The sequence below is a fragment of the Streptomyces sp. NPDC002386 genome (genome assembly GCF_053593175.1).
In genome coordinates this window covers 89,818-112,913 of record NZ_JBSFBX010000006.1, presented here as the reverse complement: position 1 = coordinate 112,913, position 23,096 = coordinate 89,818, and the positions used below count along the sequence as shown (strand labels likewise).

Annotated in this window: 20 protein-coding genes; 7 read left to right on the top strand and 13 right to left on the bottom strand. The window is 73.2% G+C overall.

Annotation, left to right across the window (positions count from 1 at the left end; genetic code table 11):
* Nucleotides 1-1,557, top strand: a complete 1,557-nt coding sequence (locus ACWCPN_RS14480) for an alpha/beta hydrolase (protein WP_451205509.1) — start codon at nucleotides 1-3, stop codon at nucleotides 1,555-1,557.
* Between the two features lie 450 nt (nucleotides 1,558-2,007).
* Nucleotides 2,008-2,508, top strand: a complete 501-nt coding sequence (locus ACWCPN_RS14475; RefSeq protein WP_451205506.1) for a lamin tail domain-containing protein — start codon at nucleotides 2,008-2,010, stop codon at nucleotides 2,506-2,508.
* Nucleotides 2,509-2,683: 175 nt separating this feature from the next.
* Here the strand turns inward: ACWCPN_RS14475 and moeZ are convergent, their stop codons facing one another.
* The 12 genes from moeZ to ACWCPN_RS14415 all read right to left on the bottom strand — a co-directional run bounded on the left by moeZ (nucleotide 2,684) and on the right by ACWCPN_RS14415 (nucleotide 17,522).
* The gene (gene moeZ / locus ACWCPN_RS14470) at nucleotides 2,684-3,862 is read right to left on the bottom strand and encodes an adenylyltransferase/sulfurtransferase MoeZ (protein ID WP_451205503.1); all 1,179 of its coding nucleotides are present in this window, start codon (nucleotides 3,860-3,862) and stop codon (nucleotides 2,684-2,686) included.
* A gap of 63 nt (nucleotides 3,863-3,925) precedes the next feature.
* Complete coding sequence (locus tag ACWCPN_RS14465; protein ID WP_451205500.1) at nucleotides 3,926-4,675, bottom strand: spherulation-specific family 4 protein; 750 nt, start codon at nucleotides 4,673-4,675, stop codon at nucleotides 3,926-3,928.
* Nucleotides 4,663-5,622 carry an NAD-dependent epimerase/dehydratase family protein gene (locus ACWCPN_RS14460; RefSeq protein ID WP_199211905.1) on the bottom strand — a complete coding sequence of 320 codons (960 nt, stop codon included), beginning with the start codon at nucleotides 5,620-5,622 and terminating at the stop codon, nucleotides 4,663-4,665. Before ACWCPN_RS14460 ends, ACWCPN_RS14465 begins: the two co-directional genes overlap by 13 nt.
* A gap of 207 nt (nucleotides 5,623-5,829) precedes the next feature.
* The gene (locus ACWCPN_RS14455; protein ID WP_451206035.1) at nucleotides 5,830-7,137 is read right to left on the bottom strand and encodes a hypothetical protein; all 1,308 of its coding nucleotides are present in this window, start codon (nucleotides 7,135-7,137) and stop codon (nucleotides 5,830-5,832) included.
* A gap of 170 nt (nucleotides 7,138-7,307) precedes the next feature.
* Nucleotides 7,308-9,011, bottom strand: coding sequence for a DUF3492 domain-containing protein (locus ACWCPN_RS14450; protein ID WP_451205496.1), 1,704 nt, complete (start codon nucleotides 9,009-9,011; stop codon nucleotides 7,308-7,310).
* 201 nt (nucleotides 9,012-9,212) lie between these two features.
* Nucleotides 9,213-10,805, bottom strand: a complete 1,593-nt coding sequence (locus tag ACWCPN_RS14445) for a dipeptide ABC transporter ATP-binding protein (protein ID WP_451205493.1) — start codon at nucleotides 10,803-10,805, stop codon at nucleotides 9,213-9,215.
* Nucleotides 10,802-11,800 carry an ABC transporter permease gene (locus ACWCPN_RS14440; RefSeq protein WP_451205490.1) on the bottom strand — a complete coding sequence of 333 codons (999 nt, stop codon included), beginning with the start codon at nucleotides 11,798-11,800 and terminating at the stop codon, nucleotides 10,802-10,804. The genes ACWCPN_RS14445 and ACWCPN_RS14440 overlap by 4 nt, the downstream gene beginning before the upstream one ends.
* Nucleotides 11,797-12,846: an ABC transporter permease gene (locus ACWCPN_RS14435; protein ID WP_451205487.1), complete on the bottom strand. Its 1,050-nt coding sequence runs from the start codon at nucleotides 12,844-12,846 to the stop codon at nucleotides 11,797-11,799. Before ACWCPN_RS14435 ends, ACWCPN_RS14440 begins: the two co-directional genes overlap by 4 nt.
* A 4-nt stretch (nucleotides 12,847-12,850) precedes the next feature.
* Complete coding sequence (locus ACWCPN_RS14430) at nucleotides 12,851-14,569, bottom strand: ABC transporter substrate-binding protein (protein ID WP_451205485.1); 1,719 nt, start codon at nucleotides 14,567-14,569, stop codon at nucleotides 12,851-12,853.
* A 179-nt stretch (nucleotides 14,570-14,748) separates the two neighbouring features.
* Nucleotides 14,749-14,844: an Ms4533A family Cys-rich leader peptide gene (locus tag ACWCPN_RS14425; protein WP_351662488.1), complete on the bottom strand. Its 96-nt coding sequence runs from the start codon at nucleotides 14,842-14,844 to the stop codon at nucleotides 14,749-14,751.
* A gap of 56 nt (nucleotides 14,845-14,900) precedes the next feature.
* Nucleotides 14,901-16,532, bottom strand: coding sequence for a DUF3152 domain-containing protein (locus ACWCPN_RS14420; protein ID WP_451205483.1), 1,632 nt, complete (start codon nucleotides 16,530-16,532; stop codon nucleotides 14,901-14,903).
* 6 nt (nucleotides 16,533-16,538) lie between these two features.
* Entirely contained in the window at nucleotides 16,539-17,522 is a 984-nt protein-coding gene (locus tag ACWCPN_RS14415) for an alpha/beta fold hydrolase (protein WP_199211902.1), read from the bottom strand.
* A gap of 265 nt (nucleotides 17,523-17,787) precedes the next feature.
* Between ACWCPN_RS14415 and ACWCPN_RS14410 the strand changes: the two genes are divergently transcribed.
* The 4 genes from ACWCPN_RS14410 to ACWCPN_RS14395 all read left to right on the top strand — a co-directional run bounded on the left by ACWCPN_RS14410 (nucleotide 17,788) and on the right by ACWCPN_RS14395 (nucleotide 19,756).
* A complete protein-coding gene (locus ACWCPN_RS14410; protein ID WP_451205480.1) occupies nucleotides 17,788-18,024 on the top strand; it encodes a hypothetical protein in 237 nt (78 codons plus the stop codon).
* A gap of 169 nt (nucleotides 18,025-18,193) precedes the next feature.
* Entirely contained in the window at nucleotides 18,194-18,835 is a 642-nt protein-coding gene (locus ACWCPN_RS14405; protein ID WP_199211900.1) for a TetR/AcrR family transcriptional regulator, read from the top strand.
* A gap of 133 nt (nucleotides 18,836-18,968) precedes the next feature.
* The gene (locus ACWCPN_RS14400; protein WP_199211899.1) at nucleotides 18,969-19,196 is read left to right on the top strand and encodes a DUF3107 domain-containing protein; all 228 of its coding nucleotides are present in this window, start codon (nucleotides 18,969-18,971) and stop codon (nucleotides 19,194-19,196) included.
* A gap of 287 nt (nucleotides 19,197-19,483) precedes the next feature.
* Nucleotides 19,484-19,756: a hypothetical protein gene (locus ACWCPN_RS14395; protein ID WP_351662479.1), complete on the top strand. Its 273-nt coding sequence runs from the start codon at nucleotides 19,484-19,486 to the stop codon at nucleotides 19,754-19,756.
* Nucleotides 19,757-19,812: 56 nt separating this feature from the next.
* On the opposite strand, the gene ACWCPN_RS14390 is transcribed toward ACWCPN_RS14395, so the two are convergent.
* A complete protein-coding gene (locus tag ACWCPN_RS14390) occupies nucleotides 19,813-20,559 on the bottom strand; it encodes a ferritin-like fold-containing protein (protein ID WP_365120020.1) in 747 nt (248 codons plus the stop codon).
* Between the two features lie 505 nt (nucleotides 20,560-21,064).
* Between ACWCPN_RS14390 and ACWCPN_RS14385 the strand changes: the two genes are divergently transcribed.
* Nucleotides 21,065-23,096 (top strand): DEAD/DEAH box helicase (locus ACWCPN_RS14385; protein WP_451205475.1); only part of this gene is annotated, 2,032 nt, incomplete at its 3' end.

Here is a 23,096-nt window from a genome sequence, read left to right as displayed (position 1 = left end):
ATGCTACGGGTTCTGCGGTGGACGGCCGGGGTGGCCGCGGCGCTGCTGGTGGCCGGGTGCGGTGGCGGCGGCTCGGGCGGGGGCCATGACGAGGGCAAGGCAACGGGCCCGGCCGGCCCGAAGGACACGGCCTCCGCACCGGCGGCGTCCCTGGCGAACCTGCCGTCCTCACTCACCTCCCAACGGCTCGGCTGGCACCGGTGCGGGGCCGGCGAGGACTCCGCGGCGCCGGGCGACGCATGGCGGTGCGCCACGCTCAAGGTGCCGCTGGACTGGTCGAAGCCCGAGGGTCCGACGATCGGCGTCGCGCTCATCCGGGCCCGGGCGACCGGGAACGACCGGATCGGCTCGCTGCTGTTCAACTTCGGCGGCCCCGGCGGCTCGGGCGTGACGACGATGCCGTACTACGGCGCCACCATCCCCACGCTGCGCGAGCGCTACGACCTGGTGAGCTTCGATCCGCGCGGGGTCGGCGCCAGCGAGGGCGTGCGCTGCCGCGGCGACCGGGACATCGAAGCCGCCGAGGCCGTGGACGCCACCCCGGACGATCCGGCCGAGGAGAAGGCGTACTTCCGGGACGCCGCCGACTTCGGGAAGGGATGCGAACGGGCCGCGGGCCGGCTGCTGGAGCACGTCTCGACCACCGACACCGCCCGCGACATGGATCTGCTGCGGCACGTGCTGGGTGACCGGACGATGCACTACTTCGGCATCTCCTACGGCACCGAACTCGGCGGCGTCTACGCCCACCTGTTCCCCGAGCACGTCGGCCGGATGATCCTCGACGCGGTGGTGGACCCGGCCGCGGACACGGTGGGCCACGCGAAGAACCAGGCACGGGGCTTCCAGCGGGCTCTGGAGGACTACCTGAGGTCCACCGGCCAGGACCCGCAGCGGGGTACGCGGCACATAGCCGCGCTGCTGAAGGGCATCGACGCCAAGCCCCTGCCGACGGCGTCCGGACGGAAGCTGACCCAGACGCTCGCCCTCACCGGCATCATCCTGCCCCTGTACAGCGAGGCCGGCTGGCCCCGGCTGACCAGTGCGCTGAAGTCCGCCGAGCAGGGCGACGGCTCGAAGCTCCTCGCACTCGCGGACCAGTACAACGAGCGGGACCCCTCGGGGCGTTACGGCACCAGGGGCCACGCGCAGCGGGCCATCTCGTGCCTGGACGACAAGCAGCGGCCCACGCCGGCCAGGACGAGGAGCCTGCTGCCCGAGTTCGAGCGGATATCACCGGTCTTCGGGGACTACCTCGGCTGGGACACGGCCGGCTGGTGCCACGACTGGCCGGTGGCCGGGCAGTACGACACCCCGCGGGTGAGCGCACCGGGCGCGGCTCCGATCCTGCTCGTCGGCAACACGGGGGACCCGGCCACCCCTTACGAGGGCGCGCGCAGGATGGCCGACGAACTGGGCAAGGGCGTCGGTGTCGCGCTCACCTGGAAGGGCGAGGGACACGGGGCGTACGGCAACGGCAGCGACTGCGTCGACTCCACGGTGAACGCCTACCTGCTCGACGGAACGGTGCCGGAGGACGGCAAGGTCTGCTCCTGACCACAGTCGACCGGAGCCGGGCAGGGGCGCTCCGGCGTGGGACACAGCCGTGCCGCAACGGACTAGTCCGATCGGTCGGGGGGATTCCTGTTACTCACTTTCGGGTGACACCGGCCCGGCACGGCGGGCCGGTGGGCCGGCCTCACGAGCCGGGCGGGCCAGTAATGAAGCGGCCGTTTTCCTGACGAACGTTCAATTCGGTGTGTTGGAGTCATACATGGACGTTGCAGTAGAGAGTCACAGGAATATGTTGAACCCGTAATGCCGCGCACATCTCCCCCACAAACCGGGCGCACGGCTTGCACAGTGTGAGTGCGCGGTCAGCCGGCCGCCACTCGTACAACGCACCACCACCGGCCTGCGGAGTTCCTGCGTCCGCAGTTCCACGAGGGGGGTGCCATGGACTCCTGTAGGGGGATCCTCGTGACCGTTTCCGCATCCGTGCGCCGCATGACCGCTGTCGCCGCCGTGGCGGCCGCCGCTGTGGGAGCCGTGGCCCTGCCGGCCTCGGCCGCCGACCACCACCACGGCCGCCACCACCACCGCGACAGCGTCTACATCAGCAGCGTGCGGTACGACGCCCCGGGACGCGACGACCGCTCGAACCGCGCCCTGAACCGGGAGTGGGTCGACGTCACCAACAACTCGCGCCGCCCGGTGAACCTCGACGGCTGGACCCTGGCCGACAGGGACGGCCACACCTACACCTTCCACCACTACCGGCTGGCCGGTCGCTCCACCGTCCGCGTGCACACCGGCTACGGCCACGACACCCGCAGCGACGTGTTCCAGGACCGCAACCGGTCCGTCTGGGACCGCTCGGACACGGCGACCCTGCGCAACGACTACGGCCGCTTCGTCGACGACGCCTCCTGGGGCCGCGACCGTGACCGTGACCGTGACGGTGACCGCGACCGTGACCACCGCGGCGACCGCGGCCACCGTCGCTGACCCTGGCCGCGAACCGGTGAACGCTGACCCGCGTTCCCGCTGAACAGGTGGGCGTGGCACTCGCCCGGGAGAACGCCACGCCCGCCCCGCACGGCCCGAGAAACCCGAAGCCCACGGCTCTGAGCTGGTCAGAGCCGTGGGCTTCGTCTGTCCCACCGGACGGTGAGAGCGTTGATCAGTAGACCGGCTTGTCCGGCTCGATCTGGTTGACCCAGCCGATCACGCCGCCGCCGACGTGCACCGCGTCGGAGAAGCCCGCGGACTTCAGGACCGCGAGGACTTCCGCACTGCGGACACCCGTCTTGCAGTGCAGGACGATCTTCTTGTCCTGCGGGAGGCTCTCCAGGGCGGTGCCCATGAGGAACTCGTTCTTGGGGATCAGCCGGGCGCCGGGGATGGAGACGATCTCGTACTCGTTCGGCTCGCGGACGTCGATGATCTCGATGCTCTCGCCGTCGTCGATCCACTCCTTGAGCTGCTTGGGAGTGATCGTCGAGTCGGCGGCCGCCGCCTGGGCCTCCTCGGAGACGACGCCGCAGAAGGCCTCGTAGTCGATGAGCTCGGTGACGGTCGGGTTCTCGCCGCAGACCGCGCAGTCCGGGTCCTTGCGGACCTTGACCTGGCGGTACTGCATCTCCAGGGCGTCGTAGATCATCAGGCGGCCGACCAGCGGCTCACCGATGCCGGCGAGCAGCTTGATGGCCTCGTTGACCTGGATGGAGCCGATGGACGCGCACAGCACGCCCAGCACGCCGCCCTCGGCGCAGGAGGGGACCATGCCGGGGGGCGGGGGCTCCGGGTAGAGGCAGCGGTAGCAGGGACCGTGCTCGGACCAGAAGACGGAGGCCTGGCCGTCGAAGCGGTAGATCGAACCCCACACGTAGGGCTTGTTCAGCAGCACGCACGCGTCGTTGACCAGGTAGCGGGTCGCGAAGTTGTCCGTGCCGTCGACGATCAGGTCGTACTGGCTGAAGATGTCCATCACGTTGTCGGCCTCGAGCCGCTCCTCGTGAAGGACCACGTTCACGTACGGGTTGATGCCCTTGACGCTGTCCCGCGCGGACTCGGCCTTGGAGCGGCCGATGTCGGACTGGCTGTGGATGATCTGACGCTGCAGGTTCGACTCGTCGACCTCGTCGAACTCCACGATGCCGAGCGTGCCGACGCCCGCGGCGGCCAGGTACATCAGCGCCGGCGAGCCCAGGCCGCCGGCGCCCACACAGAGCACCTTGGCGTTCTTCAGCCGCTTCTGCCCGTCCATCCCCACGTCGGGGATGATCAGGTGGCGGGAGTACCGGCGGACCTCGTCTACGGTGAGCTCAGAGGCTGGCTCGACCAGGGGTGGCAGCGACACGGGGACTCCGTTGGTCGGTCGATCACTACGGTTGTTCTCCCTGTAACACTGCCACGGGCTTCTTCATTCCGAGACACCTGTTCCGATCCGCGAGACGATTTCGTCCCAGTAGCCGGGCATCGTCTCCCAGGGGTCGTCCCGGCCGCCGCGGTCGGTGCGGTCGGTGAGGTAGATCGTGCCCGCGCCCTGCCAGCGGGCGATGCGCAGCGCCTCCTCCAGGTGGCCGCGCGGCACGCCGTGGACGAAGTGGCAGAAACGCTCGGGCGGATAGTCGGCGGTCCACTCGGCGGCCTGCGAGAAGCGGTAGTCGGACCAGGCGCCCGAGAACGTCACCAACTGGTCGGCGTTCTCGGCGTAACCGGGGTGCGGGTGGCTGCCGTGGCCCAGGACGACGTGAGCGGTGTCACTGATCGCCCGCAGGGTGGTGATGACCCGTCGGACCTCGGGCAGCGCGCCGCGCTCGGTGGGGCACCGGTCGAGCAGGAAGCCGTCGACGCGGTACCACTCCAGGTGGCGGTGGGCGTCGGAGAGCAGGTCGCCGAACGGGCGGACGCCGTGGGCGAGGTCCAGGTGGCCGAGGACCCGCACGCCTCCGTTGCGCAGCCGGCCCGCGGCTTCCAGGCAGTGCGGGTCGGGACGGCTGCCGGGCCCGGCGGCCACGTTGAGCACCACCCAGTCGAGGGGCGTGCCGGGGCGGGCGAGTTCGGCCCACTGGGCCGGGGCGACCAGCGGATGGGCGTAGCCGGGGATGCCGAGGCCGGTACGGACGCCGGTGCCGGTGGTGCTCGCTGTGGTGCTGGTCAGATGCGGCATGCCGCCTCCATCCAGATGTCGGCGAGGGATTCCTCGAGGTTGATGCGGGGGCGCCAGCCGAGCCGGTCGCGGGCGGTGCGCACGTCGGCCTGCTGCCAGCTGCCGCAGCCGTCCGGGTACGGGTAGGCGACCGGGGCCGCGTGCTCGGAGTCGGCGCGGGGGTGGCCGATGGCGCTGCGCAGCGGTCCGGGGGGCGCGTCGAGTTCGTGCAGGGCGCCGCCGTATCCGGCGACCCGGGCGAGGACGGCGGCGGCGTCACGCAGGCGGACGGCGCGGCCGGAACCGATGTTGATGACTCCCTGCGCGGCGGAGAGGGAGGCGGCGTGCACGGCGCGTGCGACGTCGCGGACGTCGATGAAGTCGCGCTGGACGCCAAGTCCGCCGAGCTTGAGTTCACCGTCGCCGGACTGCATGGCGCGGCGCATGGCCTCGGCGAGCCGGCCGAGCGGGGAGCCGGCCGGCGTACCGGGTCCGGCGGGCGAGAAGACGCGGAGCACGACGGCGTCGAGGCCGGAGCCGAGGACCAGTTCGGTGGCGGCGAGCTTGCTGACGCCGTACGGGCCCCCGGGGCGGGGCACGGCGTCCTCGGCCGTGGAGGAGCCGGGCTGGCTGGGGCCGTACTCGGAGCCGCAGCCGACCTGCACCAGCCGGGCTCCGCAGCCGCTGCGGCGCAGGGCCTCGCAGACGGTGGCGACGGCGACGGTGTTGTGCCGGACGAGGTCTCGGGCGCCGCCCCGGGTGGCCCCGGCGCAGTTGACGACCACGCCGGGGTGGACCGCGTCCAGGAAGCGGGTGAGCGCTCCGGGACTGCCCGAGGCGAGGTCGAAGCGGACGTCGGCGTCGTCGCCGCGGCCGAGCGCGGTGAGCTGGACGGCCGGGTCGGCGAGCAGACGGTCGGCGACGAAGCGGCCGATGTATCCGTTGGCTCCGATCAGCAGGACCCTCATCGGGCAGCTCCCGGGGTGTGCGCTCCGGCGGCTCCCAAGGCTCCGGACGCTCCGGGCGCTCCGTGTCGGGAGGTGGTCATCTGGTCTTCTCCTTCGAAGGGGTGATGCGGTGGCCCGCGGTGGGGGGCCGGACGCCGTGGCCGTGGCCGGTCGCCGCGCGCTCGGCGCGAGTGGGGGCGGACGCGGCCGGGGCCGGTGGCGGAAGCCTCACTCGGGTGCTCCCGCCGGGGCGTGGGCCGAGGCCCGGGTCAGGGTGCGCAACGCGTGGACCAGCAGGGCGAGCGCCGCGGCGCCGCAGGCGAGCGTCGGCACGGCGGCCGGGCCCCAGGAGTCCACGGGGAACTGGACGGGCACGGCGAGGAAGGCGCAGCCGGGCAGCCGGGCGGCCAGCAGCAGGGCGAGCGCCGCCGCCTCGGTGAACGCGGCGGCTCCCAGGGCGAGCACGGCCGCGTGCCGCCGGCGGTGCGCGACGAGGAGGCGGGCGAGCAGCAGGAGGGCGCCCAGGGCGAGACCCCGCGGATAGGCCGCGCTCTCGTGCAGAGCCGTGCCGCACAGGGCGAGCAGGCCGGTGAGGGCGCCGAGGAACAGGCCGAGGACACCGGTCAGCAGCGGCCGGGCGGCGCTGGTGAAGTCCTCCAGTCCCCGGCTGCCGGCGAGGCGGCGGCGGGCTCCGGCGGCGAGGAGGTGGGCGCACCAGGCGGCCGGGGCGCAGGCCAGGGTGAGTGCCAGCGCGGGTGCGGCGGTCATGGGCCAGGGGCCGTCGGGAGCGCCGGTGGGCGGGGCGTCGGGGCCGCCCGCGACGACGGCCTGCAGGAGTCCGTCGCCGAGCAGGGCGTAGCCGAGCAGCCAGAGGGTCCAGGCGCGAAGGCCGACAGCCGTGCGCCACGGGACCGGGCCGCGCACCGCGGCGAGCGGGCCGCGGCGCAGGGCGGCGCGTGTCACGACGGCGAGGGCGAGGAGGCCGACGCCGGCCACCAGCGGGCGGAACTGGCCCTGGGTGAGGCGCAGTCCGGTCAGGGTGGTCGCGGCGCACGCTCCGGGCAGGAGGGTCAGCAGGACCCAGCCGGCCCGGACGCGGGGTCCCCGGCCTGGTTCGGGACGGGGGTGCGGTGCGCCGTCGCGGGGCACGCGCGCGTACAGCTCCTCGGCGAGCGAGAAGACGTCGCGGTGGCGGAACCGGGCGGCGGTCCGGTCGGTGACGCCGTGCGCCTCCAGTCCGGCCGCGATCTCCAGCGGGTCCACGGCCCGCTCGCACAGTTCCCGGTGACGGTGCAGCAGAGTTTTGACGGGGTCGGCGGTGCCGCGCCGGAACGGGGTCGTACGGGTTCCGGCGGGCGTGGCGTCCGCGCCCGTCCGGGCCGGGGACGCGGAGCCGGCGGCGCCGGCGTCCGGGCGGCTCCGGGCGGCCGGTCCGGGGTGCGCCACGGCGCCGGTGAGCCATTCCCGCGACCGCTCGTCCCAGGCCGTGCCACCGGCCGGCATCCCGGGCCGGTCGGATCCGCCCGGCCGGTCCATGACGTCGAGCGGGTCCGCACCGCTCAGGGAGTCCGTACCGCGCGGCGCGTCCGTTCCGTTCGACCGGCCCGGGCCGCCCGGCCCGCCGCGCGACTCCCGCATGACGTCCCGGTCACCGCCTGCGCCCTCCGCCCGGCCGGAACCTCTCGGGGCGCCGCCTTCCGTGCCGCTCACAGCGTCCCCTCCGATACCGCTCCGGAGGTCGCGCGGACCGGGTCGCCCGGTGGCCGGCCGGACGCCTCCCGGACGCGTTCCCGGGCCATGGGTCCGGTCCAGTGGACGGGCACATGGGTCTCGGCCGGGGCGGCGAACGGCAGCGGATCGCCGTCCTCGTCGAGGACGACGCGGCGCACCGGGCAGTGCGAGACGATCTCCAGGTAGATGCCGTCGAACGCCTCGATGTTCTGCTCGACGGTGAACAGCTCCAGTGCGCGGGCGCGTGCGGCGGCACCGAGGCGCTCACGGCGCTCGGGGTCGCGCAGCAGCGCGACGCACGCCTCGGCGAGCGCCCGGGGGTTGCGCGGCGGTACGACGAGGCCGGTCCCGCCGATCACCTCCACCACGGCGCCCACGTCGGTGGACACCGTGGCGCGGCCGCTGAACATGGCCTCCACCAGGGTGTTGGGGAAGCCCTCCACGACGCTGGAGAGGATGACGACGGCGGCGCCCGCGTAGGCGTCGGGCAGGGCCGGCACCTCGGGGTCGCCGATCTCCTCGAAGGAGACCGGGTTGTCGCCGACCGCGTGCACGCCCTCCGCCTCGTCCGGGAAGAGCTGGGCGGCGAGCACCCGGCAGTGGCCCAGGTAGGCCTCGCCCTCGGGGCCCACGGGCGTGCCGACGATCCGCAGCCGGGCCTTCGGCTCCTCTTTCCGGACCTCGGCGAAGGCGTGCAGCAGGGACACGAGGTCCTTGGCCGGTTCGACGCGCCCCACCCAGCCGAGCGTGTGCGGATCGGCGCGGTCCGGGGACTCGCCGACCTCGGTGAACGGGGAGGCGTCCATGCCGGGGTGCACGGTGCGGATCCGGGCGCGCTCGGCGCCGCACCGTTCCTGCCAGCGGCGGGCGTGCGCGTTCCCGGGGGTGAGCAGGGTGGCGCGCCGGTAGACCTCGGCGGCGAGCAGGCCGTGGAAGGCGGCGAGCAGCGCGCGTACGGCGGGGGCGGCGGCGTCGGGGCCGAGGGCCAGGTAGTGCGAGCGGAGCTGCACGCCGTACTCGGTCACCAGCAGGGGCACGTCGCACAGGTGCCGGGCGAGCAGTCCGGGCAGGGCGGCGGTGCCGCCGGCGGTGGCGTGGCAGAGGTCGGCGGCGCCGAGGCAGTCGGCGCCGTACCAGTCCAGGGAGAGGGGGCGCAGGGCGCGTTCGAGGTGGGCGGTGACCGTGAGCAGATCGGCCACGCGCGCCTCGCGCGCCGTGCGCGGCGCGCCGGGGGCGCGGCAGGCGCGCTCCAGGGTGCGCAGGGCGGTGTCGGAGCGGAGGGCGCCGACCAGTCCGCCCTCGTCACGGGCGAGTTCGCCGAGGCCGTACAGCGCGTTGCCGAAACGGTCCGCCTGCTGGGCGGGCCCGGTTCCGGAGGCGGCGCCGGGTCCGCCGCTCAGGGCCTCGACCAGTTCGCCGTAGTACTCGGTGAAGCGCCGGCGCGCGCGCCGGCCGTAGGCGACCCCGTCGCCCTCGGCCCTCCACAGCGGAGCGGTGCGCACCCGGTCGACCTGCGGTGGCAGCGGGACCCGGCCCGCGTCCTCCTGCTGCCGGCCGCGGCTGAGCGCGTAGACGTCGAACTCGTGCTGGGCGAGCCCGCGCACGAGCCGGTCGCACCAGAGCCCGGCGTCACCGCCCACATACGGGTAGCCACCCTCCGTAAGCAGTCCGATGCGCACGTGTGCACCCCCGATCTCCGTGGTGGGAAGCCGCCTTCGTCCCGGCGGCTCGCAGCGGGACGAACGTATGCGGACAGAGCGGTGGCGCGACGGACGGTTGTCCGTCGCGCCACCAAAAGGGGTGAACGGTCGTGACTTTCGGGTGCGCGTCGCGTTCTGTCGCGCTAAGACTGCGGAAGGTGATCGTCCGTGCGTGAAACGTTACGCCGCGGCCAACTCCCGCCGGGCCGCCCGCCGTCGGGCCGCGAGCTGCGGATCGAGCGCGGGCACGGCGGCCAGGAGCTGCTTCGTGTACGGCTCGCGCGGGGCGTCGTAGACCTCGTCCACGGGACCGGACTCCACGATCCGTCCCCGGCGCATGACCGCGACCCGGTCGCTGACCTGGCGGACCACGGCGAGGTCGTGCGCGATGAACACGAGCGCGAGGCCGAGTTCCCGCTGCAGCTCGCCGAGCAGCGCGACCACCTGGGCCTGGGTGGTGACGTCGAGCGCGGAGACCGGCTCGTCCAGGACGATGACGCGCGGGTCGGCGGCGAGCGCCCGGGCGATGCCCACGCGCTGACGCTGGCCGCCGCTGAACTCGTGCGGGTAGCGGCCGTAGTGCGCCGCCTCCAGCCCCACGCGCTCCAGCAGTTCGCCCACCCGGGCCCGGATGCGCCGCTCGTCCCGCTCGCCGCGCGCGCGGAGCGGGTCCGCGACGGACTCGCCCACGCTGCGGCGGGGGTTCAGGGAGGAGACCGGGTCCTGGAAGACCATCTGGACGGCCGGGTCCACGCCGGTGTGCGGGCGTCCCGCGTAGCGGATCCCGCCGGCGGTCGGCTCCAGCAGCCCGACCAGCATGCGGCCCAGCGTCGTCTTGCCGCTGCCGCTCTCCCCCACCACGCCCAGGGTCTCGCCCCGGCGGACGGTCAGCGAGACGTCGTCCACGGCCGCGAACGCGCTCCTGCCGCGCCCGAACTCGCGCCGCAGGCCGGTGGCCTCCAGCACGGTCTCCCCGGACGCCCGCGCGGCGGCCCGCGGCGCGTCCACGCGCGGGACGGCGTCGAGCAGTTCGCGGGTGTACGCCTGCCCGGGTGACGCCAGGACCGTGCCGACCGGGCCGTGTTCGACGGCCCTGCCGTGCCGCATGACGAGCACCTCGTCGACGCTCTCGGCGGCGACCCCGACGTCGTGGGTGACGAGCAGCAGGCCCATGCCGGTCTCCTCGCGCAGCGTGTGCAGGAGATCGAGGATCTGGGCCTGGACGGTGACGTCCAGGGCCGTGGTGGGCTCGTCGGCGATCAGCAGGTCCGGTTCGCAGGCGAGCGCCATGGCGATCAGTGCGCGCTGGCGCATGCCGCCGCTGAACTCGTGCGGGCGGGAACGGGACCGCCGCCCCGCGTCCGGGATGCCGACCCGGTCCAGTACCTCGACGGCACGCGCGCGTGCGGCGCGGCGCGACACGCGCGTGTGCACGCGGTGCACCTCGGCGATCTGGTCGCCGATCGCGTAGTACGGGTCGAGCGAGGACAGCGGGTCCTGGAAGACCATGGCCGCCCTGGCGCCGCGCAGCGCGCGCAGCTCCTCGTCCGAGGCCTGCCGCACGTCGGTGCCCGCGACGCGGACCGAGCCGCCGACCCGCGCCCCGGTGCCCCGGTGCAGGCCCAGCAGGGCGCCGGCGACCGTGGACTTGCCGGAACCGGACTCGCCGACCAGTGCGAGTGCCTCGCCCCGCGCCAGCCGGAAGGAGAGTCCGTCCACGGCCCGCAGGGACCCGAACTCCACGGTCAGGTCCGTGACTTCGACCAGGCTCATGCGAGTACCACCCGTCGGTCGGCCACCGCGTACAGGACGTCCGCGACGGCGTTGGCGATGACCACGAAGAAGCCGATGACCAGGACCATGCCGACGACGACCGGCAGGTCCACCACCTTGACCGCGTGGACCAGTTCCTGCCCGATGCCGGGGAGACCGAAGAGGGTCTCGGTGAGGACGGCCCCGCCGACCGCTCCGCCGAAGTTGTTGGCGTTGAGCGCGATGACCGGCGCGAGCGCCCCGCGCAGGGCGTGCCGCCCGACGACCGAGCGTTCGGAGACGCCGTAGGCGCGGAACGTCCGTACGTGGTCCTCGGCGAGCGTCTCCAGCATGGCCGCCCGGGTCAGCCGGGCGAACGCGGCGGCCTCGATGAGAGCGAGCGACAGCCAGGGCAGCAGCAGGTTCCACGCCCACTGCTCGGGATCGTCGGTGAACTTCACGTACTGCGGGAACGGCAGCAGCCGCAGCTCCCCGCAGACCACGATCATCAGCACCAGACCGATGACGAAGACGGGCGTGGCCGTGCCCGCGAGGGTGACCGCGGTCAGCGCCCGCTCGGTGAACCGGCCGCGGCGCCAGGCGGAGAGCACCCCGGTGCCGACGCCGAGGACCAGCCAGATCACCATCGCGCCGGACACCAGCGACAGGCTGACCGGGAGCTTGGTCAGGATGATGTCGGTGACCTGCCGGTCGCTCTGGTAGGAGAGCCCGAGGCAGGGCGCCGGGCAGTGCGCCCCCGAGGTGCCGGTCGAGTAGTCCTGGCCGACGAGGACGCCTTGCAGGAAGTGCCAGTAGCGCAGGTACAGGGGGTCGTCCAGGTGGAGCTGCTGGGCGACCTGGTGGACCTGGGCCGGCGAGCAGCGCGGACCGCAGCTGATCTGCGCGACGTTGCCGGGGGTGACGTAGAAGACGACGTAGATGATCACCGAGATGGCGAGCAGGGTGACCAGGGCACCGACGGTGCGGCGCAGCACGAAACCGCCGAACCCGTTCATGCGCTCTCCTCCTTGCCGGGCCCGGTGGCCGCTCCGTCGCCCGGGCCGGTCACGGCCGCCCTGCCCTCGCCCTTGGCACCGGTGCCGACGCGCAGCCGGGAGGCCGCGCGCGGGTCCAGGGCGGTGCGCACCCCGTCGCCGAGGACGGTCAGCGCGACGACGGTGACGAAGAGGGCGCCGGCGGGCAGCAGCAGGTACTGCGGCGCCGCCTGGTACCAGACATCGGCGGCGGTGAGCATCTGTCCCCAGGAGGGCGTGGGCGGTTTGACGCCCACACCGAGGAACGACAGGGCCGCCTCGACCGAGATGTTGATGGGGACGAGCAGGGCCGCGTAGGTGATGACGGGTGCGGCGAGCCCGGGCAGCAGCTCACGACGGGCGATCCGCCAGGTGCCCCAGCCGCTGAGCCGCGCGGCGGCCACATGGTCGAGCCCCTTGAGGGTGAGCGTCTGCGCGCGCGTGATCTTGGCGATGTTGCCCCAGGCGATCAGGCCGATCACGAAGGTGACCAGGACGGGCCGGGGGAAGCTCGTGGGAACGATGGCGAGCAGCGCCAGCGCCATGATCATCAGCGGCAGGGCGATGATGATGTCCGTGATCCGGCTCAGCAGTTGATCGATGAGCCTGCTGCCGAGCGCCGAGGCGATCCCGATCAGCACGCCGAGGGTCACCTGGATCGCGGTCGCGGCCAGCGCGACCCCCAGCGACACCCGCGCCCCGTACACCAGCCGGGCGAACAGGTCGCGCCCGGTCTGCGGCTCGACGCCCAGCCAGTGGCCGCCGCCGGCGCCGCCGAACGAGCCGATGGGCACGCCCCCGCGCGCGGAGTCGATCAGGGACGGGTGGTAGGTGGTGGGGTCCTGGCCCTCCAGGGCGGTGAGCAGCGGCGCGGCGAGCGCGACCAGGAGGAGCAGCGCGACGACGGCCGCGGCGACCAGGGCGGCGCGCTGCGCCCGCAGCCGCCGCCAGAACTGACGGGCCCCCGAGGCCCCCGGGACGACGGTGTCCGTCCCGGGGGCCTGGGTGGCGACAAGTGCCTCGCTCACGGCTTTACTTCACCGCGACCTGGGAGATGTCGAGAACGCCGGTCCAGTCGCTGATGACGATGTTCCGGACGTCCTCGCCGTACAGGCGCTTGTAGACCGGGTGGAACAGCGGCACCACGAGGGCCTTCTCGCCGATCTTCTTGTCCAGCGCGCCCCACCGCTCGGCGGCCGCGTCGAGGTCGGTCAGCTTGTTGATCGCGTCGATCTCGTCATTGACCGACTTGTCGTCGAGCAGGCCCGTGTTGAAGTTCGCGCCGTCCTTGACGATCTGCCGGCCGTCGAAGATCGGGGCGAGGAAGGGGCCGCCGGAGGGCCAGTCGGCACCCCAGTGGGCGAGGAAGAAGCCCGGCTCGGTCTTCACGCTGTGGATCTTGTCCGCGTAGTCGTTCTCCTCCAGGCCCTGCAGCCTGACCGTGATGCCGGCCTTCTTGAGGGCGTCCTGGACCGCGGTCGCGATCTCGGGGCTGGTCTCGAGGTCCTTGCTGTTGGAGTGGGTCAGCGTGACGGTGAGGCCGTTCTTGTGGCCGGCCTGAGCCAGCAGTTCCCTGGCCTTGGCCGCGTTGCCGGACCTGCCCGCCGGGAACGGGTCGTGGGGCGTGTAGCCGAAGGACTTCTGGTCGGGCAGGAAGGTGGTGGCGGGCTCGGCGAGCGCGCTGCCGCCGGCCGCGTTGACCACCGAGGACCGGTCGACGGCGTAGGAGATCGCCTGCCGGATCTTGGGGTCGTCGAACGGCTTCACCTTCGGGTTGAAGGCGATGTAGTCCGTGTAGCCGAAGTGGCCGGTGCCCACGCGCGCGGCCAGCTCCTTGTCACCGGTCACCTTGGCGAGTTCGGCCGGACCGAGGTTGGTGTCCGTGGTGACCGCGGCGGCGTCCGCTCCCTGGGACGCGGACAGCCGCTGGTTGATCACGGAGGAGTCGAGGCCGGAGCGGACGTCGATGGTGTCCGGGTAGGCCTTGCGCTCGGCGTCGACGGCCGCGGACCAGTACGTGTTGCGCTTCAGGACGAGGTGCTCGCCGTCGTTCTCGTTGCTGACGACCTTGTAGGGGCCGGACGAGACCGGGTGCTCCTCGTACTTCGTGCCCGTGTCCTTGGCCTTGGGCACGGGCGTGAACTGGGTCTGGGTGGCCAGGTAGGGGAACTCGCCCTCGGGCTTGTTCAGATGGAAGACGATGGTCCGCTCGTCCGGCGTCCCGATCGCCGACAGCCCCTTCTTGTCCTTGTAGGGACCCTGGTAGTCGGCGGCACCGACCAGCCAGTCCCGCAGGTAGGGCGCGCCGCCCGACAGTTCGGGCGCGAAGGAGCGCTCGATGCCGTACTTGACGTCGGCGGACGTGATCGGGGTGCCGTCCTCGTACTTGAGGCCCTTGCGCAGGGTGTACGTCCACACGGTCGCGTCCTTGCTGGGGCGCCCGGTGTCGGTGGCGAGGTCGGGGACGACCTCGGCGCCGGCCGCGCCGTTCTCGCGGTTGCGGGTGGTGAGGGTGCGGAAGACGAGCGAGGGGACGTTGCCGCCGCCGGAGGTGTACAGGCGGGCGGGGTCGAAGTCCGCCTGCGGGTTGGAGTTCAGCACCGTGAGGGTGCCGCCCCTGTGCGGCGCGGAGTCGCCGGCTGAGCCCTTGGCATCGTTGTCCTTCGGGCCGCAGGCGGCGGCGCCCGCTGCCACGACCAGGCTGACGGATGCCGCTGCCACGCGGCGCGCTATGACGGACGGTTGACGCATCGGAATGACGACCTCTCGGGGCTGATCGAGAATTTCTCGAAAAGTGAGACAGATGGACGAGGAGTGAGACGACTGCGGACAGACGTCGGCCCCGGCGTCGGGTCGTCGTGAACGTCCGTGACACGGTCACGGATGAGAAAGGGGAGAGAAGTCGCGACGCGAACGCCAGGGAGGCGGCGTCAGCGACAGTGGATGTCGGCCACGCAGAGCGCGGTCACACCGAACAGCGCCAGCTCGATGGCGGCGCTGCGAGAGACGGTATGACGGGACCACATGCTGAGAAATATGAACGAACATGCGACTCATGTCAATGTGACACAAGCGCCGTCCGTCAACTCCTGGGATACGGCCAGGGGTTGGGACGGCAGTGGATTCCGTCGTGGTCGAGGAACTTGGTCTGCTGCTGCATGACCGGGGCGAGTTCGCCGTCCTTGTCGCAGGTCACATGACCGTGTCCGAGCCGGTGACCCACTTCGTGATTGATCAGCATCTGCCGGTATTCATGAATTTTGTCCCCGTATGTCTCGCTGCCCTGCGCCCACCGGTAGGCGTTGATCATCACGCGCTCGGTGGACGCGGAGTCGCAGGAGACGTTGTCCTCCGTGGTGTCCAGGCCGGACTTGGCGCACCACTCGGCGGTGGTGCCCGGGCTGGCGAGCGTGATCACGAAGTCCGGCTTGCCGGAGGAGATCCGCTCGAAGGTACGGGCGCCGTCGTGGGCCCAACTGCGGTCGTCGTTCAGCGTCTTCTGCACGGCCTCGGCGAACAGCGCGCCGTCCAGACCGAGTCCCTGCTCGACGTCCACGCGGTACGTGTACTTCTGCCCCTTGCCGGGCGCCCTGTCGAGGCCGGGAACCGCGTCGAACTTCCCGGAGCCCTTCAGCTCGGCGCCGAGCCGGTACGTCCGGGCCATCTTCTGGTCGTACGTCAGCGCCGCCACGCTCGGCGCGGCGGAGGGCGCGGTGCCGCCGGGGGCCGGTGCGTCGCCCGCCCGGCCAGTGGCGGACCGGGCCTGGACGCCGCTGCCGTCGTGTCCGTCGGCGACCTGTCCGGCGACGACGATCGCCAGAGCGGTGGTCACGGCGGCGGCCGCTATACCGGTGAAGGCCCGGCTCCGGCCTCCGGAGCGCGGCGCGGGCACAGTGGCCCCGGCCCCGTCGCCGCCCGGTCCGGAACCGGCTCCGGCGGCGGCCGTGTCCGTCTTGGGGTCGTACGGCCGCTGTCCGCCGCCTGGTTCGGCGCGGCGGCCGGCGCCGGGCTCGAAGACGTCGAGGTCCTCGTCGAAGGCGTCCAGGTAGTCCTGCCGGGGACCGGCCTGCCGCCGCCGCTGCCGCGGAAGGGCCGTGCCGGGGCCGCCCGCGCCCCGCGCGGCACCGGGAGCCGCCGGCTCTCCCCCGGGCGCACCGGGGCCGCCGGGAGCCGTCCTGGCGCCGCCGGCCGCCCCCTTGAACTCGCCCCAGCCGCCCCCGGCCTCACGCTGCTCGGGATGCCCGCCACGGGTCCGGGAGGCGCCGCCACCGACCCGCGGCACCCCTCGCGCGGGCGTGCCGTCGGGGAGTCGCGGAACGCCACGGGCCGGCGTGCCGTCCGGAAGCCCGGGCACGCCTCGTGCGGGAGTGCCGTCCGGAAGCCTGGGTGTCACATGGAGCGGATTGCCCTGCGGAAGGCGCGGCACACCTCGCGCGGGCGTGCCGTCCGGCAGGCGCGGCACCCCGTGGGCGGGCGTGCCGTCCGGGAAGCCCGGCACACCTCGCGCGGGCGTGCCGGGCGGGAAACCGGGCACACCCGGCGCCGGGCGCGGTGCCGTCCCCGGGGCGTTCGGGCCGCCCGCCGGGGCCTGTCGCTGGCCGGGGAGCCGGACCTCGCGCCCGGCCCCGGGGGCCGCGCCCCGTGCCTCTCCCTGTGCCTTTGTGTCCGCGGAGCCGGCCCTGGGGGCCGCTCCGCGGCGACTGTGGCGTCCCACCAGCCCTCAGCTCTCCGTGTCCGTGTCGGCGGCCGGTCTCCCGGCCTGCGCGAGGAGTTCCCGGAAGGCCCCCGCCACCGTCTCCGGGTACTCCATCATCGCGACGTGCCCCGCCTCCGGCAGCGACAGCAGACGCGAGTCGCGGAAGGAGCGGGCGGCCTTGCGGGCCATGCGGAAGCCGACCAGTTGGTCGCGGCCACCGTAGATCAGGAGGGTGGGGGCGAGCACACGCTCGGCCTGCCGCCACAGCCCGTGCTGTCCGCCCAGGGTGTAGGCGTTGACGATACCGCGCGCGGAGCGCGCCATCGCGTCCCAGAAGTAAGGGAGTTGCTGCCGGCGCTCCAGCTCCTCCACCGCGTGGCCGAACGCCTCGGCGGACACACGTCCCGGGTCGCCGTAGCAGAGCGCCATGACCCCGCGCACCCGCTGCTCGGCGGTCCACTCCCGGGTGAGCCGGGTGAACAGCCGGGCGACCCCGGGGACGCCCAGCAGCCCCGTCGGCACCGCGGTCCGCTGGATCCGCAGCTCCGGCAGGGCGGGCGAGACGAGGGTGAGCGTGCGGACGAGATCCGGCCGGACGGCGGCCACGCGCGTGGCGACCGCGCCGCCGAGGGAGTTGCCGAAGAGGTGCACCGGGCCGCGGCCGGCGGCGTCCAGGCAGCGGATGACCGCGCGCGCGTGCCCGGTGACGGAGTAGTCACCGTCGTCCGGCGGCGGGGAGTCGCCGAAGCCGGGCAGGTCCACCGCCTCGCCGTCGACCACGCCGTCCAGTTCCGCCATCAGCGACGACCAGTTCTGCGAGGAACCGCCGAGGCCGTGGACGAAGAACGCGGGCGGCAGCCCCTCGCGCGCGGGCGGCCGCGAACGCAGCGACAGGGTGACCCCCGGCAGCCCCACCGACCTCAGCCGCTCGCCCTCTCCGACCCGGACGGGCGCGACCCTGGGAAGGACACTTGCGGCCGGTACGGACGGCGACTCGGTCGAAGACATGCGGCAATGTTACGAGACGATCACATAGCGGCTCATGTGTTCGCCGTCACAGATTGCACCGGTGCGTCACGGACACAGGTTCGGGACCCCGGCGGGGACCGGACGGGGCGGACGGGGCGGCCGCACCGCGGGAGCCGCTCAACCACACGGCAAGGCGGGCGTTCACGGCATGGCACCGGGATCGGGTGTCTCCTAGGCTCATAGAGAGGGCACCCGCATGTGGCCCCTGCCGGATCCAGGGACGTTCGTAGGAAGGGAGCCCACCATGACCCACGAATCCATCGAGGACCCCATCGAGCCCGACGCGATCGAGGACCGGGAGGACGACAGCGCCCCGGAGGTCGACGTCGAGGCCCCCGAGGGGGACTCCGCCGAGCAGCACACGGACGTCACCCCGGAGCGCGACGACCCTTTGACGGACGTGGACCCGGCCCGCGGAAGCGAGGCCGATCTCGTCGAGCAGCGGCGGGTGGTCTCCCTCGACGAGGACGACTACCGCTGACCCCGGAGGCGACCGGGCGGTACCCGTTCGGCCGCGCCAGGGGGGCGTCAACCGCTTTCATCGCCGTCCGGTACGTGAAATTCTGCGCTCGCACCGCGCACAGCACGGTTACCGAAAAGTACGATGGCCGCGCGGCCTACACCGCACGTGGACGACTTTGGGAGGCGGCGTGACAGCCATCGAGCAGACTGAGGCGGCACGCCCACGTGGCACACGGCTGCCACGCCGAGCCCGACGGAACCAGTTGCTGGGCGCCGCCCAGGAGGTCTTCGTCGCGCAGGGCTATCACGCCGCGGCGATGGACGACATCGCCGAGCGGGCGGGCGTCAGCAAGCCGGTGCTCTACCAGCACTTCCCCGGCAAGCTGGACCTCTACCTCGCGCTGCTGGACCAGCACTGCGAGGCGCTGATCCAGTCGGTGCGCAACGCGCTCGCCTCGACGACCGACAACAAGCAGCGCGTCCGGGCCACCATGGACGCCTACTTCGCCTACGTGGAGGACGACGGCGGCGCCTTCCGCCTGGTGTTCGAGTCCGACCTGACGAACGAGCCCGCGGTGCGCGAGCGCGTCGACAAGGTCACCAACGACTGCGCCGAGGCCATCTGCGACGTCATCGCCGAGGACACCGGTCTCTCGCGCGCGGAGTCGATGCTGCTCGCCTCCGGCCTCGGCGGTCTCGCCCAGGTCGTGGCGCGCTCCTGGCTGCACAGCGACCGCAGCGTGCCGCGCGACCAGGCGGTGCAGCTGCTGACCTCGCTGGCCTGGCGGGGCATCGCCGGCTTCCCGCTGCACGGCCTCGATCACCACTGACGGTCATCTGTTCCCCCGCGGTGTTCGCTGATGGCGTTCCGGCCCGCAGCGTGTACGTCCCCTCACCGGGCTAATGTGTGCTGGTACGGCGCGGAAGATCGCGCACAGCACTGACCGTCGGAGGGACATAGCCGTGGAGGTCAAGATCGGCGTGCAGCACGCGCCCCGCGAGATCGTTCTGGAGAGCGGTCAGAGCGTCGCCGAGGTCGAGCGCGTGGTGGCCGAGGCCCTGGCCGGAAAGACGCCGCTGCTCAGCCTCGAGGATGAGAAGGGTCGCAAGATCCTGGTGCCGGCGGACCGTCTGGCGTACGTGGAGATCGGCGAGCCGACCGTCCGCAAGGTCGGCTTCGGCACTCTGTAGGTCCTGTTCAGCGGAAGGGGCCCGGCGGCACTGTGCCGCCGGGTCCCTTCCGTCTTTCCGGTGCCGGAGGCGCCGAAGTGCTCGTGCCGCAGTCAGGTCCGGGCCGCAGTCAGGTCCGGGCCGCGGCGGGGCTGGGCCGCCGTGGGGGCCGGGCCGCCGTGGCGGCCGTGGTGACCGCGCACAGATGGCGCACATGTCGTTCACGGAGGAGGGTTGCACTGCGCAGGTCACGGGTAGGACGGGCTACGACCGCGAAGCACCGGCCGGCCGTGGGAGGGACCCCCGACATGATCCTGGAAGCACTCGGATCCGCATTGGTCGGCCTGCTCCTCGCCTGGGCGGCGACCCAGCGGCTGGCACACCGCCTGCCCGCCCCCGCCCTGGTCTTCGCGACGGGCGTCGCCGGCGCCCTCTTCGGTGACTTCGTCACCCACAGCGCACTCGGTCCCGGCACCGCCCTGCTGAGCCTGCTGGGCGCCGCGGTCGTCTCGGCGGCCTCCCTGTCCCTGCTGCTCCGCCCGGCCGGCCGCCGGCTGCGCCGACGATCGATCCCGGCGTAGCGAGCTGCGCCGGCAAGGGGGCGCGCGGCGCCCCCCCCGAACGCCGGGGCCCGGTCTCAGGCCGCGAGGCCCAGCGCGGCCATCCGCTTGGTGTGCGCCTCGGTGATGCGGGAGAACATCCGGCCCACCTCGGCGAGGTCGAACCCGTCGGCCACGCCGCCCACGAGCATCGTGGACAGCGCGTCGCGGTCGGCGACCACGCGCTGCGACTGCGACAGCGCCTCGCCCATCAGCCGCCGCGCCCACAGCGCCAGCCGTCCGCCCACGCGCGGGTCCGCGTCGATCGCCGCACGCACCTTCTCCACCGCGAACTCGGCGTGCCCGGTGTCGTCGAGGACGGCCAGGACCAGCTCGCGCGAGTCGGAGTCCAGGCGGGCCGCGACCTCCCGGTAGAAGTCGCTGGCGATCGAGTCGCCGACGTAAGCCTTGACCAGGCCCTCCAGCCAGTCCGAGGGCGCCGTCTGCTTGTGGAAGCCGTCCAGGGCCGCGACGAACGGCTCCATCGCGGCGGTCGGCTCCTCGCCGATCTCGGTCAGCCGGTCGCGCAGCCGCTCGAAGTGGTGGAACTCGGCCGAGGCCATCTTGGCCAGCTCCGCCTTGTCCGCGAGCGTCGGCGCCAGCTTGGCGTCCTCCGCGAGCCGCTCGAACGCCGCGAGCTCGCCGTACGCGAGCGCTCCGAGCAGGTCCACGACCGCGGCGCGGTACTGCGGGTCGGCGGAGGCCCGGGCCCAGTCCTGGGCGGCGACGCCGGTGGGTCCGGCATCGGCGGCGGGCGCGTTCTCAGGCTTGTCAGAGCTAGTCATGAGGCGCACAATAGTCCGCTCCGCCTGCCCCGGAAGCCCCCGGCCAACCGGTGTGACCACGACTACGTGAGCAAATCGGCCATCGCATGTGCGCGAATCCGGGGTATGGTGGTAATGCGCCTGGCAGAGTGCGTCGACGATGTTCGACGCGTCCCGACAGGCCGCACGCATGAGGATGCCCGGTCGGTGGCCCGATCGGCTCCGACCCGACAGCCCTCCCCGGCCGTACGGCTCTTACGTACGTCGACCGGAGGGACACCCTCAGCGGTACGAGCGCTAGAGCGTCGGCAGAGGTCCCGTGCTTTACGGCTGGCCCGAGTGGTTCGCCCGTATGGCAGCCGACGTCCCCGGCACGGTCCGTCAAAGACCCCCGCGCTCGCCTCGCGCCGCGCCACACAGAAGAGGCAGCACCCTGACTACGACGTTTCGAGACCTCGGAATCCTTCCCGAGACGGCCGAGGCCCTGGAGGCCGTCGGCATCGTCACCCCCTTCCCCATCCAGGAGATGACGCTCCCCGTCGCCCTTTCCGGCACGGACGTCATCGGCCAGGCCAAGACCGGCACCGGCAAGACGCTGGGCTTCGGCCTCCCGCTCCTGGAGCGCGTGACGGTCCCCGCCGACGTGGAGGCCGGACGCGCCGCCCCCGAGGCCCTGACCGACGCCCCGCAGGCGCTCGTCGTCGTCCCGACGCGCGAGCTGTGCCAGCAGGTCACCAACGACCTCCTGACCGCGGGCAAGGTGCGCAACGTGCGCGTCCTCGCGATCTACGGCGGCCGGGCCTACGAGCCCCAGGTCGAGGCCCTGAAGAAGGGCGTCGACGTGGTCGTCGGCACCCCGGGCCGGCTCCTGGACCTGGCGGGCCAGAAGAAGCTGAACCTGAACCACATCAAGAGCCTGGTCCTCGACGAGGCCGACGAGATGCTCGACCTGGGCTTCCTGCCCGACGTCGAGAAGATCATCAACATGCTTCCGGCCAGGCGCCAGACCATGCTGTTCTCCGCGACCATGCCGGGCGCGGTCATCGGCCTCGCGCGCCGCTACATGTCGCAGCCGACCCACATCCGCGCCACCTCGCCGGACGACGAGGGCGCGACGGTCGCGAACATCAAGCAGTTCGTCTACCGCGCGCACTCGATGGACAAGCCGGAGATGGCCGCCCGCATCCTGCAGGCCGACGGCCGCGGGCTCGCGATGATCTTCTGCCGCACCAAGCGCACCGCCGCCGACATCGCCGAGCAGCTCGAACGGCGCGGCTTCGCCTCCGGCGCGGTCCACGGCGACCTGGGCCAGGGCGCCCGCGAGCAGGCCCTGCGGGCCTTCCGCAACGGCAAGGTCGACGTCCTCGTCTGCACCGACGTCGCCGCGCGCGGCATCGACGTCGAGGGCGTGACCCACGTCATCAACTACCAGTCCCCCGAGGACGAGAAGACGTACCTGCACCGCATCGGCCGCACCGGCCGCGCGGGCGCCAAGGGTACGGCGATCACGTTCGTCGACTGGGACGACATCCCGCGCTGGCAGCTCATCAACAAGGCGCTGGAGCTGGACTTCAACGACCCGGCGGAGACGTACTCGAGCTCCCCGCACCTGTTCTCCGACCTCGGCATCCCCGAGGGCACGAAGGGCATACTGCCGCGTTCGGAGCGGACCCGCGCCGGGCTCGACGCGGAGGAGCTCGAGGACCTGGGCGAGACCGGTGGCCGCGGAGCGCGCGGCCGGAGCCGGGGCGGCCGTGGCGGCCGCGCCGAGTCCGGTGCCGCCCCCGCGGCCGAGCGTGAGCGCGCACCCCGCACTCCGCGCCGCCGTCGCCGCACGCGCGGCGGGGCCCCGACGGACGCCGCCGCGGCCCCGGCGCCGGCCACCGAGTCCAGCACCGCCGAGGAGACCGCGGGCACCCGCACCCCGCGCCGCCGTCGCCGCACGCGCGGCGGGAACGGGGCCGAGCCGGTGACGGCCGCCGCCGCGACCGTCGAGACGCCCGCCGTCGAGACGCCCGCCGTTGAGTCGCCCGCCGTCGAGTCGGTGGACACGGCTGAGGGCCCGGCCGTCCTGGACGCTCCGGAGAAGCCGCGCCGTCGCCGCACGCGGAAGGCCGCCCAGCCGGCCGAGAGCGCCGTGGCCGAGGCACCGGTGGCCGAGGCGCCCGTGGCCGAGTCCGCCCCGGTGGAGGCAGCGGCCGAGGCCGTGGTCGAGGCCGTCGAGCCGAAGCCGCGCCGCCGGACCCGCAAGGCCGCCGAACCGGTCGCCGAGGCCGCCGTGGACACCGCGGAAGCCACGGAGACCAAACCGCGCCGCACCCGCAAGAAGGCGGTCGCCGCACCGGAGACCACCGAGGCACCCCAGGCGCCCGAGGCCGAGGCCAAGCCGCGTCGCACCCGCAAGACCGCGGCCGCCGCCGAGACCGCCGTGGACACCGCGGAAGCCACCGAGGCCAAGCCCCGCCGCACCCGCAAGAAGGCGGTCGCCGCACCGGAGACCACCGAGGCACCCCAGGCGCCCGAGGCCGAGGCCAAGCCGCGTCGCACCCGCAAGACCG

Coding starts and splice junctions, on each gene's coding strand:
- ACWCPN_RS14480 (WP_451205509.1), top strand. CDS start 1: ATGCTACGGGTTCTGCGGTGGACGGCCGGGGTGGCCGCGGCGCTGCTG.
- ACWCPN_RS14475 (WP_451205506.1), top strand. CDS start 2,008: ATGACCGCTGTCGCCGCCGTGGCGGCCGCCGCTGTGGGAGCCGTGGCC.
- ACWCPN_RS14465 (WP_451205500.1), bottom strand. CDS start 4,675: ATGCCGCATCTGACCAGCACCACAGCGAGCACCACCGGCACCGGCGTC.
- ACWCPN_RS14460 (WP_199211905.1), bottom strand. CDS start 5,622: ATGAGGGTCCTGCTGATCGGAGCCAACGGATACATCGGCCGCTTCGTC.
- ACWCPN_RS14455 (WP_451206035.1), bottom strand. CDS start 7,137: ATGGACCGGCCGGGCGGATCCGACCGGCCCGGGATGCCGGCCGGTGGC.
- ACWCPN_RS14445 (WP_451205493.1), bottom strand. CDS start 10,805: ATGAGCCTGGTCGAAGTCACGGACCTGACCGTGGAGTTCGGGTCCCTG.
- ACWCPN_RS14440 (WP_451205490.1), bottom strand. CDS start 11,800: ATGAACGGGTTCGGCGGTTTCGTGCTGCGCCGCACCGTCGGTGCCCTG.
- ACWCPN_RS14430 (WP_451205485.1), bottom strand. CDS start 14,569: ATGCGTCAACCGTCCGTCATAGCGCGCCGCGTGGCAGCGGCATCCGTC.
- ACWCPN_RS14425 (WP_351662488.1), bottom strand. CDS start 14,844: ATGTGGTCCCGTCATACCGTCTCTCGCAGCGCCGCCATCGAGCTGGCG.
- ACWCPN_RS14415 (WP_199211902.1), bottom strand. CDS start 17,522: ATGTCTTCGACCGAGTCGCCGTCCGTACCGGCCGCAAGTGTCCTTCCC.
- ACWCPN_RS14410 (WP_451205480.1), top strand. CDS start 17,788: ATGACCCACGAATCCATCGAGGACCCCATCGAGCCCGACGCGATCGAG.
- ACWCPN_RS14395 (WP_351662479.1), top strand. CDS start 19,484: ATGATCCTGGAAGCACTCGGATCCGCATTGGTCGGCCTGCTCCTCGCC.
- ACWCPN_RS14390 (WP_365120020.1), bottom strand. CDS start 20,559: ATGACTAGCTCTGACAAGCCTGAGAACGCGCCCGCCGCCGATGCCGGA.